This window comes from Rhizobium sp. RU35A (genome assembly GCF_900156005.1).
GTDB lineage: Bacteria > Pseudomonadota > Alphaproteobacteria > Rhizobiales > Rhizobiaceae > Neorhizobium > Neorhizobium straminoryzae.
This window is the reverse complement of record NZ_FTMR01000009.1, coordinates 83,976-99,583: the sequence shown is the minus strand read 5'-3', so window position 1 is coordinate 99,583 and position 15,608 is coordinate 83,976. Positions and strand designations below refer to the sequence as shown.

The window sequence follows — 15,608 nt, the reverse complement described above, 5'->3', positions numbered from 1 at the left end:
GGGAAAGCCGATGGCCAGCCCTGCTGCCCGCTCGCTTTCGGCTTGACGCCTCAACGGAGCGGACGCACAAGGCGCACAAGCCCATACCGGAGATTCTGGCCATGCTGCCGCCGATTGCCTTCGTCACCCGCCTCTCGCCCGAAGAAGAACAGGACTGGCTGGAGGTGTTGCGGCGGACCATGCCGGAGGAGCGCATCCTGCCCTTCCGCGAGCTGATGCAGGAGGAACGGCGGCTGGCCGAAATCGCCATCGTCGCCAATCCGGACCCGGCCGATGTCGCGGCGCTGCCCGGCCTCTCCTTCATCCACAGCCTATGGGCCGGCGTCGAGCGGCTGGTGATGGAACTCGGCGTCACCGCGCCGCCCATCGTGCGCCTCGTCGATCCGGAACTGTCGCGGGTGATGGCCGAGGCGGTGCTGGCCTGGACCTTCTACCTGCAGCGCGACATGCCGGCCTATCGCAAGGCCCAGAGCGAGCGCCGCTGGATCCAGCGCGACTATCGCCATCCGGCGGAAGTCTCCGTCGGGCTGCTGGGTCTTGGCGCGCTTGGCAGCCTGAGCGCGGCCCGCCTCATCGAGGCGGGCTTTCGCGTCGAAGGCTGGAGCCGCACGCCGAAGGACATGCCCGAAATCACCACCCATCATGGCGAAGCGGGCCTCGACACGCTTCTCGCGGCCAGCGACATCGTCGTCTGCCTGCTGCCGCTGACGGCCGAAACGCGCGGCCTGCTGAATGCAGAGCGGCTGGCGCGCATGCCCGAGGGAGCCTCGCTCATCAATTTCGCCCGCGGCGCCGTTGTGGTAGCCGATGACCTGATCGCCGCACTCGACAGCGGCCACCTGGACCATGCCGTGCTCGACGTGTTCGAGGTGGAGCCGCTGCCGGAAGCCTCGCCCTTCTGGTCGCATCCGAAGGTGACCGTGCTGCCGCATATTTCCGCGCCGACCACGCCGGCGACGGCCGCGAAGATCGTTGCGGCCAACATCGCTGGCTGGCGCCGCAACGGGGCGCTGCCGGCCACCGTGGATCGCGGCCGCGGCTATTGATCCCAGGCGAAACCCGCCGTTGCCAAGCGCGCGGCTTGTGAGGCATGATCCGCGCCAGACGACAGGGACGGCGTTCGTCACAGTAGCCGCCTCCTGCCGCAATCATGGCCGGGCGCATGCCCTTGGAACCCAAGCAGATGACGCCATTGCGTTTCCTCCTCGCCCTCTGCCGCCTTTCGGCGATACTCTGCCTTGCCACCCTTCTGTTCGAGACGACGGCCGGCAAGCCAGCCCTGGCCGACGAGACGCCGGTGATCATCCGCCTGCAGCCCGGACAGAGCGAAGCGGATATCGCCGCCGCAATGAAGGCGGCGGGCGGCCGGCCCGTGCAGGTGGAATTTGCCACCGGTGCCGCCCCGGGCGCTGCGCTGCCGCCTGCAATTCCGGCCGCAAGTCCGGCCGCTTCGGCCACCGCCCCGGCGCCCCCCGCTGCCGCCCCCGCCAAGGCCCATGCGCCCGCCACCGCACCCGCAGCAGCCTCGGGCGCCTCGACCGAGGATACCGGCATGCCTGTGGTGGCAATGAACGACATGTGGATGGTCGCCGATGTGTGGAACGCGCTCGCCCAGGGCTCGCAGCGCTCCATCGACGGCCTTGCCGGCCTGCCCGCGGCCTTCCGCTCCAGCTGGCATACGCTGCGGGGCGACAATCACGGTCCGGCTGATGCGCTTCTTTCGGCACTGCTGGCCGGGGGCGTGGGGCTTGCCCTTGCGCTGCTGTTGCGGCGGCTGCTGACAGCCGCGGTTCTGTCGCATGTGCCGGCAAAGCCGGCCTGGCGGGGCATCACGCTGCTGCTGTTCGATCTGGCCGGCATCGTCGTCTACCTGTCGGTCGCGCATGCGGTGCTGCGCCAGCTTCTGACGCGCGGCATGTTTTCACATCAGGTCGGCATGGCGCTGATTTCCTGCGGCGCGGGCGTCCTCATCTACATGGCAATCGGCAGGCTGGCCTTCCGGCCGCCGCTCGAGGGATACCGGCCACTGATCCCGATCAACCGGCCCCACTGGCATTTCGCCATGCTGACCATCTACGGGACGCTGAATGCCTTCATCGGCAACAGCGTGCGGCTGGCCGATATCCGCATGCTGGAGCCGACCGCCGCCGACAGCTGGCTGTTTCTCTCCAGCACGGTGCTGACCATCTTCAAGCTGTGGTGGTTCATCGCCGGCCGGCAGGATATCGCCCGCGTCTTCGCCGGACAGGATGACACACCGTTCCGCCGTGCGGTTGGGACCGCGCTCGCGGATTTCTACATCGTCTCGGCGGTGCTGATCTGGCTGGCGGGCCTGCTCGTCGCCGGCACCTCGCAGAACACCGTCTGGGCGCGGGCAGCCGGCATCACCCAGTTCCTGATCATCATGATCCCAATCCTCGACATGGCGATCGTCTCGCTGCTCGGCCATTTCGCCCGCAAGCGGGAACGTACCTACGGCCCCGGCCTGCCCTCGGTCATCCTGTGGAGCCTGAGAGCCCCGCTCGCCGGCGCGATCTGGCTGACCGGGCTGCACCTCATCGTCGACATGTGGCAACCCCTGATGATGGGCGCCTCGACGCTGGTGACCGGCTGGCTGCTGTGGCTGGAGCGGATCAGCCTTGCCCTCATCGTCAGCTGGAGCCTGTGCGCCTTCCTGATGCGCTATTTCGAGGCAATCGCACCGACCGCCGCCGTCATCATGCCCGGCACGGAGGACGACCAGCCGCGCGAGACGAGCCGCCTGACCACGGTTCTTCCTGTCGTGCGCAACCTCATCCTCGGCGGTGTGATCGCGATCGCCGGTCTTGTCGTCGTCTCCTCGGCCGGCATCGATGTCGCGCCGCTGCTCGCCGGCTTCGGCGTGCTGGGCCTTGCGCTTTCCTTCGGCTCGCAGACGCTGGTGAAGGATGTGGTGTCGGGCATCTTCTTCCTCGCCGAGGATGCCTTCCGCATCGGCGAATACATCGATACCGGCAAGCTGATGGGCACCGTCGAACAGATCTCGCTGCGCTCGCTGAGGCTTCGCCACCACAACGGCCCGATCCACACCATCCCCTTCGGCCAGATCAATTCCGTCACCAATTACAGCCGCGACTGGGGCACCACGAAGTTCAACCTGCGCTTCGACCGCGACGCCGATGTGGAGGTAATCCGCAAGACTGCCAAGAAGGTCGGGCAGTCGCTGCTGACCCATCCCGAATTCGGCGAGGATTTCCTGGTGCCGGTGAAGATGCAGGGCATCTTCGACGTCAACGAAACCTCGATGGTGATCCGCTTCAAGTTCACCGCGCGTCCCGGCAAGCCCAGCATCATCAAGCGCGAGGCGATGAAGCGCCTGCTTGCCGCCTTCAAGGAGGCCGGCGTGCCGCTTGCCTCCAATGCCGTGGTGGTGCGCTCCGGCACCGGTATCGTCCCGGATGGCGCCATCCACGATGGCGGCGCCGCCGCCACCGTCGTGCCGCTCGCCGCCCATCAGGCGTGAGGGGATTTCAGCGGGTCATCGCAAGAATCTGGCCGGTCGAGAGACCCTGACCGGCATGGCCGCGCAGCAGGGCAAATCTCGGTGCGATGGAAGACTGGGGCGCTCCCAGCGGGGTCAGCGTCAATACCCCGTCAGGGCCTTCCCGAACATCCACGCGGCTGCCCGGTTGCAGGCCCAGCCTGTCGCGCAATTCCTTGGGAATGGTCACCTGTCCCCTTGCCGTCACGGTGGATGTCACGCGCGGTCTCCTTTCAGCACCCTCGTCATCGGCAGCGGCAGGCTTCGCAAGAGAGGCCGGGAGCGCCGGAATGGCACGATACACCCGCCAATGCCTTTCTTTCCGCCGAACACTCGGTCTATGCTGGCCGCTTCACCTGCGAGCAACCCCATGCTCCCGCTTGCCCGAACAACCGGATACCCCCATGCTGCACGACAATACGCTGGCCCGTCTCTCCGATTTCGAGGAGACGCATGCCGAATTCACCGCGATCCGCCGCCACCTGCACCAGCATCCCGAACTGTCGCACGAAGAGGCGGAGACGGCGCGCTTCGTGGCGGAGAAGCTGGAAGGCTGGGGCTTTGACGTGACGCGCGGCGTCGGCGGCCATGGCGTCGTCGGCCGGCTGACGGTCGGCACGGGGAAAAAATCCATCGGCATCCGCGCCGACATGGATGCGCTGCCGATCACCGAGGAAACGGGGCTGGCGCATGCGAGCACGGTGCCAGGCGTCATGCATGCCTGCGGCCATGACGGCCACACCACCATGCTGCTGGCCGCCGCAGACTATCTCGCCCGCACGCGACGCTTTTCCGGCACGTTGACCGTGATCTTCCAGCCGGCGGAAGAGGCGAGCGGGAAAAGCGGCGCACAGCGGATGATCGCCGACGGCCTGTTCCAGCGCTTTCCCTGCGATGCCGTGTTCGGCCTGCACAACCATCCGGGCCTGGAAGAGGGCCGCGTGATGCTGCGTTCCGGCCCGATCATGGCGGCCTCCGATACGGCGCGCATCACGATCACCGGCAAGGGCGGCCATGCCTCGCGCCCGCATCTCGCCGTCGATCCGGTCTATGTCGCCTGCATGCTGGTGGTGGCGCTGCAATCGGTCGTCTCGCGCAGCATCGACCCGACCGAGACGGCCGTGGTAACGGTCGGCGCCATCCATGCCGGCGAGGCAGCGAATGTCATTCCGGAGACCGCGACGATGGCGCTCAGCATCCGCTCCTTCAATGCCGGCGTGCGCGACCGGCTGCAGGCGCGCATCACCGCACTTGCCACCTCCGTCGCCGAAGGCCATGGCGCAAGCGTCGAGATCGATTACGGGCGCGGCACGCCGGTGGTCGTCAATTCCGAAGCCGAAACCGCCTTCCTCAAGAGCGTGGTGGAAGATCTGCTGGGGCCGGACAAGGTCAGCCTCTGCCCGCTGATCCCCGGCAGCGAGGACTTTGCCTATATGCTGGAGGAAAGGCCGGGCTCCTTCCTCCGGCTCGGCAACGGGGTGGCGTCCGCCTTCCTGCACAATCTGCGCTATGATTTCAACGATGCGGCGATCCCCGTCGGTGCCGCCATCTGGGCGCGTCTGGCGGAACGCTTCCTGACGGAGTGACGCCTCCGCTCCCGGATCGAAAGCCTGCCCGGCGCGCGGGCAAAGGTCTCCTCGCCGGCCTCTCCCCACAAGGCGAGGCCCGACCCCGCATCCCCCAATCCCCCTCTCCTGCGGAACCTTGCTCCGCCCTCCCGAGTTGCCCGTGGAGCAATCATCGCAGGGAGATGCGCCATGGCCGATCGAGACACCGTGCATTATGATGGGCCGGCGGGGGGCTGGGGGTCGCTGCGCGGCATCACCCGCATCTTCGGCAAGGAATTACCGGCACCGGGCGTGCTCGACACGCTGGCGCACCAGAACAAGCCGGGCGGCTTCATGTGCACGTCCTGCGCCTGGACGAAGCCTGCCCACCACAACCCTCTGGAATTTTGCGAAAACGGCGCCAAGGCGACGCTCTGGGAGCTGACGACGCGGCGCTGCACGCCGGATTTCTTCGCCGGCCATACGCTCTGCGAACTGAAGGGCTGGAGCGATCACGATCTGGAGCAGCAGGGGCGCCTCACCCATCCGCTGCGCTATGACCGCGAGACGGACCGCTATCTGCCCTGTTCCTGGGTGGAGGCCTTCGCGGCCATCGGCGACAATCTGAAGCGGCTCGATCCGCAATCGGCGGTGCTCTACACCTCCGGCCGCGCCAGCCTGGAGACCGCCTATCTCTACCAGCTGTTTGCTAGGCTCTACGGCACCAACAACCTGCCGGACAGTTCCAACATGTGCCACGAGACCACCTCGGTCAGCCTGAAGAAGGTGATCGGCGCCTCGGTCGGCACCTCCGTCTTCGAGGATTTTTCCGCCTGCGATGCGATCTTCTTCTTCGGCCAGAACACGGGTTCGAACAGCCCGCGCTTCCTGCACCCGCTGCAGGAGGCGGTGAAACGCGGCTGCCGCATCGTCACCTTCAATCCAGTCGTGGAAAAGGGGCTGGTCGCGATGATCAACCCGCAGAGCCCGACCGAGATGCTGACCGGCCACGAGACGCCGATTTCCAGCCATTACCTTCAGGTGAAGGCCGGCGGCGACATCGCCGCGATCATGGGCCTGTGCAAGCATGTGCTGGACCGGGAGGACGAGGCCAGGGCACGCGGCGAAAGCGTGCTGGACCATGATTTCATCGCGCGCCACACCCATGATTTCGAAGCCTTCACGGACAAGATCCGCGCCACCTCCTGGGAGGAGATCGAGGACAATTCCGGCCTGACGCGCGAGGCCCTGCGGGAGGCGGGTGAGGTCTATGTCGAGGCCGAGCGGGTGATCGGCATCTACGGCATGGGACTGACACAGCAGGTGCACGGCTTCGACAATGTCGCCATGCTGGTCAACCTGCTGCTGATGAAGGGCAATATCGGCCGTGACGGCACCGGCATCTCGCCCGTGCGCGGCCATTCCAACGTGCAGGGCCAGCGCACCGTCGGCATTTCGGAAAAGCCGGAACTGGTGCCGATGGACAAGCTTTCCCGCCTGTTCGGCTTCTCCCCGCCGATGGAAAAGGGCCTGAACACCGTGGAAACCTGCGAGGGCGTGCTGGCCGGCACGGTGAAGGCCTTCATCGGCCTCGGCGGCAATTTTCTGCGCGCCATTCCCGAGCAGGAGGCGGTGGCGGAGGCCTGGCAGCGGCTGGAGCTGACGGTGCAGATCGCCACCAAGCTCAACCGCAGCCATCTGGTGCCGGGCCGCGCAGCCTATCTCCTGCCCTGCCTTGGCCGTTCGGAGGAAGACCGGCAGGCCGGCGGGCCGCAGACGGTGACGATGGAGGACACGTTCAGTTGCATCCATGGCTCGGTCGGTCGCCGCAAGCCGGCGAGCGAACACCTGCTCTCCGAACCCGCCATCGTTGCCGGCATCGCCAAGGCGGTGCTTGCCCCCAATCCGAAGCTGCGCTGGGACGAATGGGTCGGCGATTACGGAAAGGTGCGTGACCTGATCGAGGCGACCTATCCGCAGGAATTCCGCGGTTTCAACGAGCGCCTGTTCACGCCGGGCGGCTTTTATCGCGGCAACAGCGCCCGCGAGCGGATCTGGAAGACCGAAAGCGGCAAGGCCGAGTTCACGGTACCAAAGGAACTCTCCGCCACCGGCTTCGAGGACCGGCCGGGCCGCTACCGGCTGATCACGCTGCGCAGCAACGACCAGTTCAACACCACCATCTATGGCTACAGCGACCGGCTGCGCGGCATCGAGGGCACGCGCGACGTGCTGTTGATCAACCCCGACGACATGGCCCGCGCCGGGCTTGCGGAAGGCCAGGTGGTGGCGCTCGCCTCGGATGCCGGGGACGGACGGGAGCGACGCGTCGGTGGCCTGAAGGTTCTGCCCTTCGATCTGCCGGATGGCTGTCTCGGCGGCTATTATCCCGAACTCAACCCGCTGATCCCGCTCTCGCATCACGACGTGCAGTCGAAGACGCCGGCGGCCAAGGCGGTGCCGGTGCGGATCCTGACCGGCGCTGCGGCCAGCGGCTAGGACCATGGCCAAATCGCCTCCGGCAGTATAGGCCTTGCATCAGGGCGAGCGGCCGCGACAGAGCGCCCGCGATGCGATGCAGGAGGGGACCGCGCCATGGACATGCTCGTCAAGCTTTACGACCTGAAGCCCGATCCGGCGATCGACCGGCGCATGGCAGACCAGGGCGTGACAATCCGCCGGGCGCTGCCGCCGGAGCTTGCGGCCATCGGCGAGTGGATCGCGCCGCGCTTCGGCAAGGGCTGGGTCAGCGAGATGACGGTGGCGCTGACGCGCAGCCCCGTTTCCTGCCTGATTGCCGTGCAGCAGGGAAAGCTGATGGGCTTTGCCTGCTACGATGCCACCATGCGCGGCTTCTTCGGCCCGACGGGCGTCGATGAAGCGGCGCGCGGCAAGGGCATCGGGCAGGCGCTGCTGCTGAAAACGCTGCTCTGCATGGCCGAAGCCGGCTATGCCTATGCGGTGATCGGCGGTGCGGGTCCGCAGAGCTTCTACCAGCGCAGCTTCGGCGCCACCCCGATCGAGGGCTCCGAGCCCGGCATCTATCGCGGCATGCTGAAATCCTCGAAGCCCGATGGCGTTTCGAGCTGAGGCTTCAACGCTTTCTTGGCAAAGGCCGGGATAGAACGAGGGGAACCGCAGCAGGGCCGCCGGCGTTTCCGGTCCCGGCTGGCGAAAGCGTCACGCCCCTTGCGATCCGAGCCTTCATGACAGAGCCCCTGCCGGCCCCCGCGCCGGAGCCAATTCCCCCCATCGACCCCGCAACCCCCGCGCGGGTTCTGCAACTCGTCACGCATGACAAGCTCGGCGGCGTGCGCGTGCTCGTCTCCATGGTCAGCGAGGGGCTGCGCGAGCGCGGCTATCTGGTGGAAGAGCGCGCCGTTGAGGTGCCGGGCAGGCTTGCAACGCTTGCCAACATGGCGGCCCTTGCCCGCGATATCCTTGCCGGGCGCTACCACGTCATCTTCACCTATCAGGCGGCCGCCTCGATCTTCGGCAATGCCTTCGGCTTTCTGCGCAAGGTGCCGGTCCGGGCGGCGCATCACACCGCCTCGCCGGAGGGCATCCGCCCGCACTGGCGGCGTCTCGACCGGGCCTTCGGCACGCTCGGCCTCTACACGCACATGATCGTCAATTCGGATGCCACCCGCGACGCCTTTGCCGCCTGGCCGGCACGCTACCGCGCCCGCTTCGTCGACATTCCGCACGGCGTCGATCCGCTGCCGCCGGCCGCACACCGCATCGACTGGCGGCGGCGCCTTGCCATTCCCGCCGGCGAGCCGCTGCTGGTCGCCACCGGCCGGCTGGTGGATCAGAAGGACCATGCCACGGCGGTTCGGGCGCTGGCGCGGCTGCCGGAGGTGCATCTGGCGATTGCCGGCGACGGGCCGGAGGAACAGGCGCTGAAGACGCTGGCCACCACGCTTGGCGTGCAGCATCGCCTGCATCTGGTCGGGCCGCTGAAACGCGCCGATCTCGGCGATTTCTTCGCGGCCGCCACGCTCTATCTCTTCCCCTCGGTCTGGGAAACCTTTGGGCTGGCGGGCGTGGAGGCGGCCATGGCCGGGCTGCCGCTGGTGGCTGCCGATCTGCCGGTGCTGCGCGAGGTTCTGTCCAAAAGCGATGCGCCGGCAAACGCCGCGATGACCCGCTTTCATGCCGTGGGCGACGAGGCGGGGCTTGCCGCAGCGGTTGTCGCGCTGCTCGGGTGCCTCCCCTCTGCCGAGATCCGCGACCGCTACGCCGCCGATCACCGCCGCCACCACAGCCGGCAACGCATGCTGACGCTCTATGCCGGCTTCCTAGAGGCCGCGCTTCGCCAGACGGCCAAGCAGCGGTGAGGCGAGCTTCTGCGCCATGGCGCTCAGGTTGAAGATGTTCCAGCGGATGGCGAGGACAAGGCTCGCAGCGCCGATGGCGAGCACCGAAAGCGCGGTGCCGGCGACCGGACCGAACAGTGCCTCCGCCTCGAAACCGCCCGCGAGGATCAGCCCGCCGAGCCCGACCAGCAGAGCGGCGCGCGGCCAGTCCACCGGCATGCGCAGCGCCTTCGGTGCGCCCACCACGTAGACCACGAGCGCCGCCGCCTGGCCGATGGCAAAGGCAAGCGCCGCCCCATGCGCGCCCATCGGCTCGATCAGCAGCAGCGCGGCGCAGGCGGCTGCGGCAATCATCACCACCGAGGCTGCGAGTTCGATCAGCGAGGACGCGCCAAGATAGATCACCTGCCCGAAATAATGGGCGCGCAGCACCAGAAGCGCATTGCCGATCAAAAGCGCCGGCAGCACGTCGAGCGCCATGTCGAGATAGGCAGGCGCCAGCACCACGCTGAACACCAGCCGCCCGAGCAGGAGGAAGGCGACCGTGCCGAACACCACGACGAAGGCCTGCGAGACGAAATCGCGCCGCAGCACGGCGTTCGCCGCCTCCCGCTCACCACGCATCATGTGGATGCGGGCATGGGCGACATAGCCGGCGCTGATCGCTTCGGCGAGAACGAGAAAGGTCTGCTTCATCAGGTCCATCACCGCGCCATAGGGTGCCACGGTGGCGGCATCGGCGTGATGTTCGAGCAGGATGCGGTCAATGTTCATCGCCGCCGCCGAGGCGCCGAAGGCAATCGCCAGCGGCCAGCCATAGCGCAGCATGGCCGCGATTTCCGCACCGACCGGCTGGCGCAGGCCCTCGCGCCAGAGCGTGCGGGCAAAATGCAGGTAGACCGGCACGGTGCCGAGCGCATAGCCGAGCCCCACCGCCACCAGAAGCGCTGCCGGCTCATGGAACAGCAGCAGGCTCGCGCTGCCGAGCCCCAGCGACAGCAGGCTGCGCAGAATGGTCGCCACCGCCACCAGCCCCGGCTTCAGATGCGAGCGGCTGATTTCGGTGCCGGCGAAATGCAGGGTAAAGCAGGCCGAAAGCACGGCACTTCCCCAGGCGATGTGGCTGTCGATCACCGAAAGTGCGGCCAGCACCCAGATCGCCAGAAGCGCAGGCGCCAGAGCGATGGCGGAAATGGAGAGCAGCGACAGGGCGAAGCGATCCGCCGCCTCCTGCCGGAAGGTGCCGAAATGCGCATAGACGGCCCATTGCACGGTGAGACTATAGACGATGAAGCAGATGGAAAAGCCGATCAGATACTGGCCATAGAGGTCCGGGCTGGACAGCCGCGTGAACAGCGCGACGGACACGACGTTGATGACGGCCGCCAGCGCCCGGCAGGCCAGGTAGATCGATACGTCGCGTTCGCCGGAGTGCGCGCTCACCTTGTCCGCCATTCGTCTAAAATTAGTGTTTTCCGTCTAGGTCTTGCATCTGAGACACGCCGCAGGGCGCGTGTGAACAGGGTCTATCAGGAAGCGCTTAACATCCTCTCCGAGGTGAAGGGTAACGAATTTGTCCGGTATGGCTAACGCGGCTGCGGGTCGCCTTGCCTTCCTGGTGCGGGGGCTGGATGGCGGAGGGGCGCAGAAGGATGCGATCCTGATGGCCAATGCGCTTTCGGCTCTCGGCATCGCGACTGCGATCGTCACGCTTGAGGCCCGCGGGCCGCTGCGTACGCTTCTTCGCGCCGATGTTCCCCTGATCGATCTCGGCGCCGGCGAAAAGCTGCGGCTGGCGGCTGCCGGCCCCGTGCTTCGCCGCCTGCTCTCGCAGACGCCGCCCCGCGCGCTGATCGCCTCCGAGGCCGGGGCCAATGCGCTCGTCTCGCTGGTCGCCTCCACCCTTCCCCGGCGCAAGCGCCCCTTCATCCTGCTGCGTGAGGTGGCAACGCCCTCGGTGGCGGTGACCGGCGACCCCTACTGGCAGAACCGGCTGGGCTATCGGCTGGCCCCCTTCACCTATCCGCGTGCCGATCTCGTCACCACCTTCACCGAAGGGGCGCGACAGGATCTGATCAGCCGCTTTCGCGTGCCCGCCGGCCGCGTCGTCAATCTCGGCACCAACACGGTGGTCACGCCGGAAATGCGCCGCCAGATCGAGGCCACGCCGCGCCGGGTACAGCCGGGCGCCATCGTCTCCGTCGGCCGGCTGTCGCCGGAAAAGGGTTTTGCAACGCTCATCGCCGCCTTTGCCCGCCTGCGCGCCACGCATGCCGAGGCAACGCTGACCATTCTCGGCGAGGGGGCCGAACGGCCGGCGCTGGAGGCCGGGATCGCCCGTCTCGGGATCGGCGATCGGGCGCGGCTTGCAGGCCACGATCCGAACCCGGTGGCGCGGCTCCGCGAGGCGGCCCTGTTCGTCTCCGCCTCCAGCCATGAAGGTTTCGGCAATGCCATCATCGAGGCGCTGGCCTGCGGCGTGCCGGTGGTGGCAACCGACGCACCCTATGGCCCGCGCGACATTCTGGACGGCGGCCGGTTCGGCCCGCTGGTGCCGGTCGGCGACGCCGAAGCGCTGGCCACCGCCATGGCTGCGACGCTGAGATCCCCGCCGGACAGCGCGGTTCTGATGCGCCGCGCCGCCGATTTTTCCGTGGAGGCGGCGGCAGAGCGTTTTTGCGCCGTGCTGGTCGAGGCGGGGCTTGACGTCAATGGCGCCTCCATTTCGACGAGAGAGACCCCTTCAGGCACGCCGGAGACGGTCGTCCGTCGGAGGTGACGGCTTCGCCCGGCAAAGGATCGAGCATGAGGATCAACAGAGATGAAACCGGGCGCGGCCTGCGCGACACATCGATCAGGGAAATCCTGCACGGGTTTTCCCGCAAGGTCGGCCGGCATATTCCCTTCCGTCCCCACTGGCTGACCCTGCCGGAAGCGGTGGTTGCCTTTACCTTCGATGATTTTCCGGTCTCAGCCTATGAGAATGCCGCGCCCCTTCTGGAACAGGCCGGCATGCGCGGCACCTTCTATCTGGCAAGCGGTCTGATGGGCGGGGCGGAAAACGGCGAGCCGATCGTCAGCGAAGCCATGGTTGCCGATCTGGCAGCGCGTGGCCACGAAATCGGCGGACACACCCATGGTCACATCAACGTGCAGCGCACGGCGCGCGCCGACCTTCTGAACGATGTCGCCGAAAACGAGCGACAGATCCGCCGCATCGTCGGCGAGCCCGCCCACCCCTTTTCCTTCGCCTATCCCTTCGGCATGATCTCCACCCGCTCGAAACTGGCGCTGATGGGCCGCTATCCCGGCCTGCGCGGCATCAAGATCGGTCTCAATCGCGGCCTCATCGACCTTGCCCACCTGAAGGCACAGGAGCTTTACGACACCGCCCAGGACCGCCGGTCGCTCGGCGCCCTCCTGGACAGGGCGAAGGAAGAGCGCGGCTGGCTGATCTTCTATACCCATGACGTGCGCGAAAACCCGACCTCCATCGGCTGCTCCCCCGCCCTTTTCCGCACATGCGTCGAGGAAGTCGCCCGGCGCGGCATGCGGGTGGAAACGGTTGCCGAAACGCTGGCGCGGATCGGCACGCATTCGCTGCCCTGCAGATTTTTTTGAGAAAAATTGCGCGCTTCAAAGCGGTGGAATGCCGCTTTCATTGTCCTTTGGAAATTCATCGACCGAATAATGGGCAGCGTTTGCAGGATTTCACGCCGCAGGTCTCGACCGAAAACAAATGTTTGACTTATGGGCTGAGGGAGCCTATGTAGGTTTTATCGATATTTTCTTGCCGAGATTTGTTTACTGCGCGATTGGCACCGCGTGTTGATCGACCCTCTCTTTAAAGCATCGTTATCACCTCCGCTGCGCGCTCCCGTGCGGCGGCCCCTCACTGTTGCTAAGAAAGGGTCCATCATGACCACTGGCACCGTAAAATGGTTCAATTCCACCAAGGGCTTCGGCTTCATTCAGCCGGACAACGGCGGCGCTGACGCCTTCGTCCACATCTCTGCCGTCGAACGCGCCGGCATGCGCGAAATCGTCGAAGGCCAGAAGATCGCCTATGACCTCGAGCAGGACCGCAAGTCCGGCAAGATGTCGGCCTGCAACCTTCAGGCTGCCTGAGCCCGGTTTCTCTGCTTTCCCTTGACCACGGATGTACTGGCACTGCCGAGAGCGGAGAACATGTCCCGGTTCAGTGGAGCCGTCCTGACCGGAACCGGCTCCCACACCACGAGAGGTCAGGCGATTGCCTGGCCTTTTTTTCTGCAAAGCGCAGCCCACCGGAAGATCATCATGAACGAAAAGCACAGCAAGGCGCGGCAGACCGCGGAGAAGGCATTCAGCAAGACCCGCGTCGAAACCGCCAGCCGTGAACGCGCCTTCCAGGAGGTTGACACGATCGACCGCGCCCGCCAGATGAAGACGTCGCGCCTCAGGGAAGCACGTCTTGCCAGGGAAGCGGTGGAAACCGCGCGCGTCGAGCGCGAAGGCTCCGGCACGCGTGCGCCGAGCCCGAAAACCCTGTAAACACGCAACCGCAGGACCCAAGACACCATGAACACGCATGTTCCGACCGTCATTCCCGACATCGAGCTGACGCCGACCCAGCTGCGGGCGCTGAAGCTTGCCAAGGATGGCGACCTCCATCCGCAGGACGGCAACCGCTGGACGCATCGCGATGCGACTGTCACCTATGCCCGCACGGATCGCTTCAAGGAGCGGCCGATCAAGATCAAGTTCACCACCACCGCTGTCGTCACCCTGCTGCGCGAAGCCGGGCTGATCCGCGAATTGGACGGGGACGCCACCGAGGCCGGCCGCCCGCACGGCATCACCATGGCCGGCAAGATGTGGCTGCTGAAGCACAAATGAGCCGGACGACTGCGGCGACAGAGCGGGAAACGCCCTCTCCCGCCGATGCCTGTCCCGATACGGGGGCGGTCGTTGCATCTGCGCCCGTGTCAGCTGCTCCTGCCTCCGCGCCGGTTGTGTCCACGCCCGCGGCAGCTCACCTCGCCGCCCGGTTGCCCGATCACTGGGCCGCCCGGATGGCCAGTCATTGGGCGCCCGAATGGGCCGAACCGCAGCCGTCCGGTGAACCGGACGACGAGGCGGAGCTTCGGCCCGACTGGGACTGCCAGAGCTGCGGCGCCTGCTGTTCCTATTCCGCCGAATGGCCGCGCTTCACACTGGAAACCGACGAGGCGCTGGCACTGATCCCGCCACAATTCGTCGCAGCCGACGAACGCGGCATGCGCTGCGAGGACAATCGCTGCTCCGCCCTTGCCGGAAAGGTCGGCGAACACACCGCCTGCCAGGCCTATGCCGTGCGCCCGGAGGTCTGCCGCGACTGCCTGCCCGGCGACCACGCCTGCCGCACCGCGCGCGCCGCACACGGGATAAGGTAGGCGAAGGTGCCTTCGGGCCGCTCTTGCAGGATTCCGTGCCGCACCCGTGCCTGCAAGGGTTATCAATCGCCCCCGTCGGGAGACTCGAGCGTATCCAGCCGCCGGCGCAGGCTCGCATTCTCGGCTTCAAGCCGTTGCAATCGCTCGCGAAGCGGAGCCACCGCCTGCTCAACCTGCTGTTCGGTATAGCGCGGGGTGATGTGCTGCGGGCAGTTCCAGTCGAACGCCTCCAGCCGAAGCCTGAAGATCCGTTCCGCTCTTCCCCTGTAGGTCGCGTCCGAAACCAGATCCGTGAGGTGCGGGTCGGCGTCGAGCGTCAGCCGCTCCACATGCGCATAGATCTTCAGCCTCGCCCGTCGCACATAATCCATCAGAAACAGGCAGGTCCGGTCATTGGCCGCGAAATTGCCGGCGCTGATATACTGCCGATTGCCGCGATAGTCCGCGAAGGCCAGCGTCCGGGGATCGACGACCTTGAGGAAGCCGGGCTTTCCGCCGCGATGCTGAACATATGGCCAGCCCGTTTCGGAAACTGACGCCATGTAGAAGCTGTCGCGTGCGGCAATGAAGGCGATCTCGGCTTCCGTGAAACTGTCGGAGGGGCGGTCGTGCGCGCCCATCCATATCTCCTCCACCCCCATATCCGCCTGAGCGGCACGCACACTTGGCGTCACGGCAACCTCGAGGAAATGATAGGGCATGTCCGATCTCCCTGCACCGGCAGGCCCGCATCATCGACTGTGGATGCGGGGCCGGTCCGTCATTGGCAAGCCGAACCGCAGCCCGCCACGTTGTATCCTTCGGCCCG

General features: G+C 66.5%; 15 protein-coding genes. 12 read left to right on the top strand and 3 right to left on the bottom strand.

Going from position 1 to position 15,608, the window contains the following annotated elements; genetic code table 11:
* Positions 1 to 101 precede the first annotated feature (101 nt).
* Positions 102 to 1,046: a glyoxylate/hydroxypyruvate reductase A gene (locus F3H95_RS19350; protein WP_149747202.1), complete on the top strand. Its 945-nt coding sequence runs from the start codon at positions 102 to 104 to the stop codon at positions 1,044 to 1,046.
* Positions 1,047 to 1,183: 137 nt separating this feature from the next.
* On the top strand, positions 1,184 to 3,502 hold the full coding sequence (locus F3H95_RS19345) for a mechanosensitive ion channel family protein (RefSeq protein ID WP_188134431.1): 2,319 nt from the start codon (positions 1,184 to 1,186) through the stop codon (positions 3,500 to 3,502).
* 7 nt (positions 3,503 to 3,509) lie between these two features.
* Here F3H95_RS19345 and F3H95_RS19340 read toward each other — a convergent pair whose 3' ends face one another.
* Complete coding sequence (locus tag F3H95_RS19340) at positions 3,510 to 3,740, bottom strand: AbrB/MazE/SpoVT family DNA-binding domain-containing protein (RefSeq protein ID WP_143125896.1); 231 nt, start codon at positions 3,738 to 3,740, stop codon at positions 3,510 to 3,512.
* A gap of 184 nt (positions 3,741 to 3,924) precedes the next feature.
* Here F3H95_RS19340 and F3H95_RS19335 point away from each other — a divergent pair, with 184 nt between their 5' ends.
* From F3H95_RS19335 to F3H95_RS19320, 4 genes are all read left to right on the top strand, one after another.
* Positions 3,925 to 5,106, top strand: coding sequence for a M20 aminoacylase family protein (locus F3H95_RS19335; RefSeq protein ID WP_149747200.1), 1,182 nt, complete (start codon positions 3,925 to 3,927; stop codon positions 5,104 to 5,106).
* Between the two features lie 171 nt (positions 5,107 to 5,277).
* Entirely contained in the window at positions 5,278 to 7,566 is a 2,289-nt protein-coding gene (locus F3H95_RS19330; protein ID WP_149747199.1) for an FdhF/YdeP family oxidoreductase, read from the top strand.
* 96 nt (positions 7,567 to 7,662) lie between these two features.
* Positions 7,663 to 8,157 (top strand): GNAT family N-acetyltransferase, encoded by a 495-nt coding sequence (locus F3H95_RS19325; protein WP_149747198.1) that lies wholly within the window; start codon positions 7,663 to 7,665, stop codon positions 8,155 to 8,157.
* 116 nt (positions 8,158 to 8,273) lie between these two features.
* Positions 8,274 to 9,407 carry a glycosyltransferase family 4 protein gene (locus F3H95_RS19320; RefSeq protein WP_149747197.1) on the top strand — a complete coding sequence of 378 codons (1,134 nt, stop codon included), beginning with the start codon at positions 8,274 to 8,276 and terminating at the stop codon, positions 9,405 to 9,407.
* Here the strand turns inward: F3H95_RS19320 and F3H95_RS19315 are convergent.
* Positions 9,369 to 10,829 carry a hypothetical protein gene (locus F3H95_RS19315; protein WP_149747196.1) on the bottom strand — a complete coding sequence of 487 codons (1,461 nt, stop codon included), beginning with the start codon at positions 10,827 to 10,829 and terminating at the stop codon, positions 9,369 to 9,371. The two genes, F3H95_RS19320 and F3H95_RS19315, sit on opposite strands and share 39 nt — an antisense overlap.
* 139 nt (positions 10,830 to 10,968) lie before the next feature.
* On the opposite strand from F3H95_RS19315, the gene F3H95_RS19310 reads away from it, so the two are divergent.
* The 6 genes from F3H95_RS19310 to F3H95_RS19285 all read left to right on the top strand — a co-directional run bounded on the left by F3H95_RS19310 (position 10,969) and on the right by F3H95_RS19285 (position 14,800).
* Positions 10,969 to 12,165, top strand: a complete 1,197-nt coding sequence (locus F3H95_RS19310; protein ID WP_149747195.1) for a glycosyltransferase — start codon at positions 10,969 to 10,971, stop codon at positions 12,163 to 12,165.
* Positions 12,166 to 12,191: 26 nt separating this feature from the next.
* Positions 12,192 to 13,007 (top strand): polysaccharide deacetylase family protein, encoded by an 816-nt coding sequence (locus F3H95_RS19305; RefSeq protein WP_149747194.1) that lies wholly within the window; start codon positions 12,192 to 12,194, stop codon positions 13,005 to 13,007.
* Positions 13,008 to 13,304: 297 nt separating this feature from the next.
* Positions 13,305 to 13,514: a cold-shock protein gene (locus F3H95_RS19300; protein WP_143125888.1), complete on the top strand. Its 210-nt coding sequence runs from the start codon at positions 13,305 to 13,307 to the stop codon at positions 13,512 to 13,514.
* Positions 13,515 to 13,685: 171 nt separating this feature from the next.
* The gene (locus tag F3H95_RS19295; protein ID WP_149747193.1) at positions 13,686 to 13,919 is read left to right on the top strand and encodes a hypothetical protein; all 234 of its coding nucleotides are present in this window, start codon (positions 13,686 to 13,688) and stop codon (positions 13,917 to 13,919) included.
* A 27-nt stretch (positions 13,920 to 13,946) separates the two neighbouring features.
* Positions 13,947 to 14,264, top strand: coding sequence for a hypothetical protein (locus F3H95_RS19290; RefSeq protein ID WP_149747192.1), 318 nt, complete (start codon positions 13,947 to 13,949; stop codon positions 14,262 to 14,264).
* 176 nt (positions 14,265 to 14,440) lie between these two features.
* Positions 14,441 to 14,800 carry a YkgJ family cysteine cluster protein gene (locus tag F3H95_RS19285; RefSeq protein ID WP_143125885.1) on the top strand — a complete coding sequence of 120 codons (360 nt, stop codon included), beginning with the start codon at positions 14,441 to 14,443 and terminating at the stop codon, positions 14,798 to 14,800.
* 62 nt (positions 14,801 to 14,862) lie between these two features.
* Here F3H95_RS19285 and F3H95_RS19280 read toward each other — a convergent pair whose 3' ends face one another.
* The gene (locus tag F3H95_RS19280) at positions 14,863 to 15,501 is read right to left on the bottom strand and encodes a pyridoxamine 5'-phosphate oxidase family protein (RefSeq protein WP_149747191.1); all 639 of its coding nucleotides are present in this window, start codon (positions 15,499 to 15,501) and stop codon (positions 14,863 to 14,865) included.
* Between the last annotated feature and the right edge of the window lie 107 nt (positions 15,502 to 15,608).

Coding starts and splice junctions, on each gene's coding strand:
- F3H95_RS19310 (WP_149747195.1), top strand. CDS start 10,969: ATGGCTAACGCGGCTGCGGGTCGCCTTGCCTTCCTGGTGCGGGGGCTG.
- F3H95_RS19345 (WP_188134431.1), top strand. CDS start 1,184: ATGACGCCATTGCGTTTCCTCCTCGCCCTCTGCCGCCTTTCGGCGATA.
- F3H95_RS19305 (WP_149747194.1), top strand. CDS start 12,192: ATGAGGATCAACAGAGATGAAACCGGGCGCGGCCTGCGCGACACATCG.
- F3H95_RS19320 (WP_149747197.1), top strand. CDS start 8,274: ATGACAGAGCCCCTGCCGGCCCCCGCGCCGGAGCCAATTCCCCCCATC.
- F3H95_RS19350 (WP_149747202.1), top strand. CDS start 102: ATGCTGCCGCCGATTGCCTTCGTCACCCGCCTCTCGCCCGAAGAAGAA.
- F3H95_RS19330 (WP_149747199.1), top strand. CDS start 5,278: ATGGCCGATCGAGACACCGTGCATTATGATGGGCCGGCGGGGGGCTGG.
- F3H95_RS19300 (WP_143125888.1), top strand. CDS start 13,305: ATGACCACTGGCACCGTAAAATGGTTCAATTCCACCAAGGGCTTCGGC.
- F3H95_RS19290 (WP_149747192.1), top strand. CDS start 13,947: ATGAACACGCATGTTCCGACCGTCATTCCCGACATCGAGCTGACGCCG.
- F3H95_RS19295 (WP_149747193.1), top strand. CDS start 13,686: ATGAACGAAAAGCACAGCAAGGCGCGGCAGACCGCGGAGAAGGCATTC.
- F3H95_RS19280 (WP_149747191.1), bottom strand. CDS start 15,501: ATGCCCTATCATTTCCTCGAGGTTGCCGTGACGCCAAGTGTGCGTGCC.
- F3H95_RS19285 (WP_143125885.1), top strand. CDS start 14,441: ATGGCCAGTCATTGGGCGCCCGAATGGGCCGAACCGCAGCCGTCCGGT.
- F3H95_RS19325 (WP_149747198.1), top strand. CDS start 7,663: ATGGACATGCTCGTCAAGCTTTACGACCTGAAGCCCGATCCGGCGATC.
- F3H95_RS19335 (WP_149747200.1), top strand. CDS start 3,925: ATGCTGCACGACAATACGCTGGCCCGTCTCTCCGATTTCGAGGAGACG.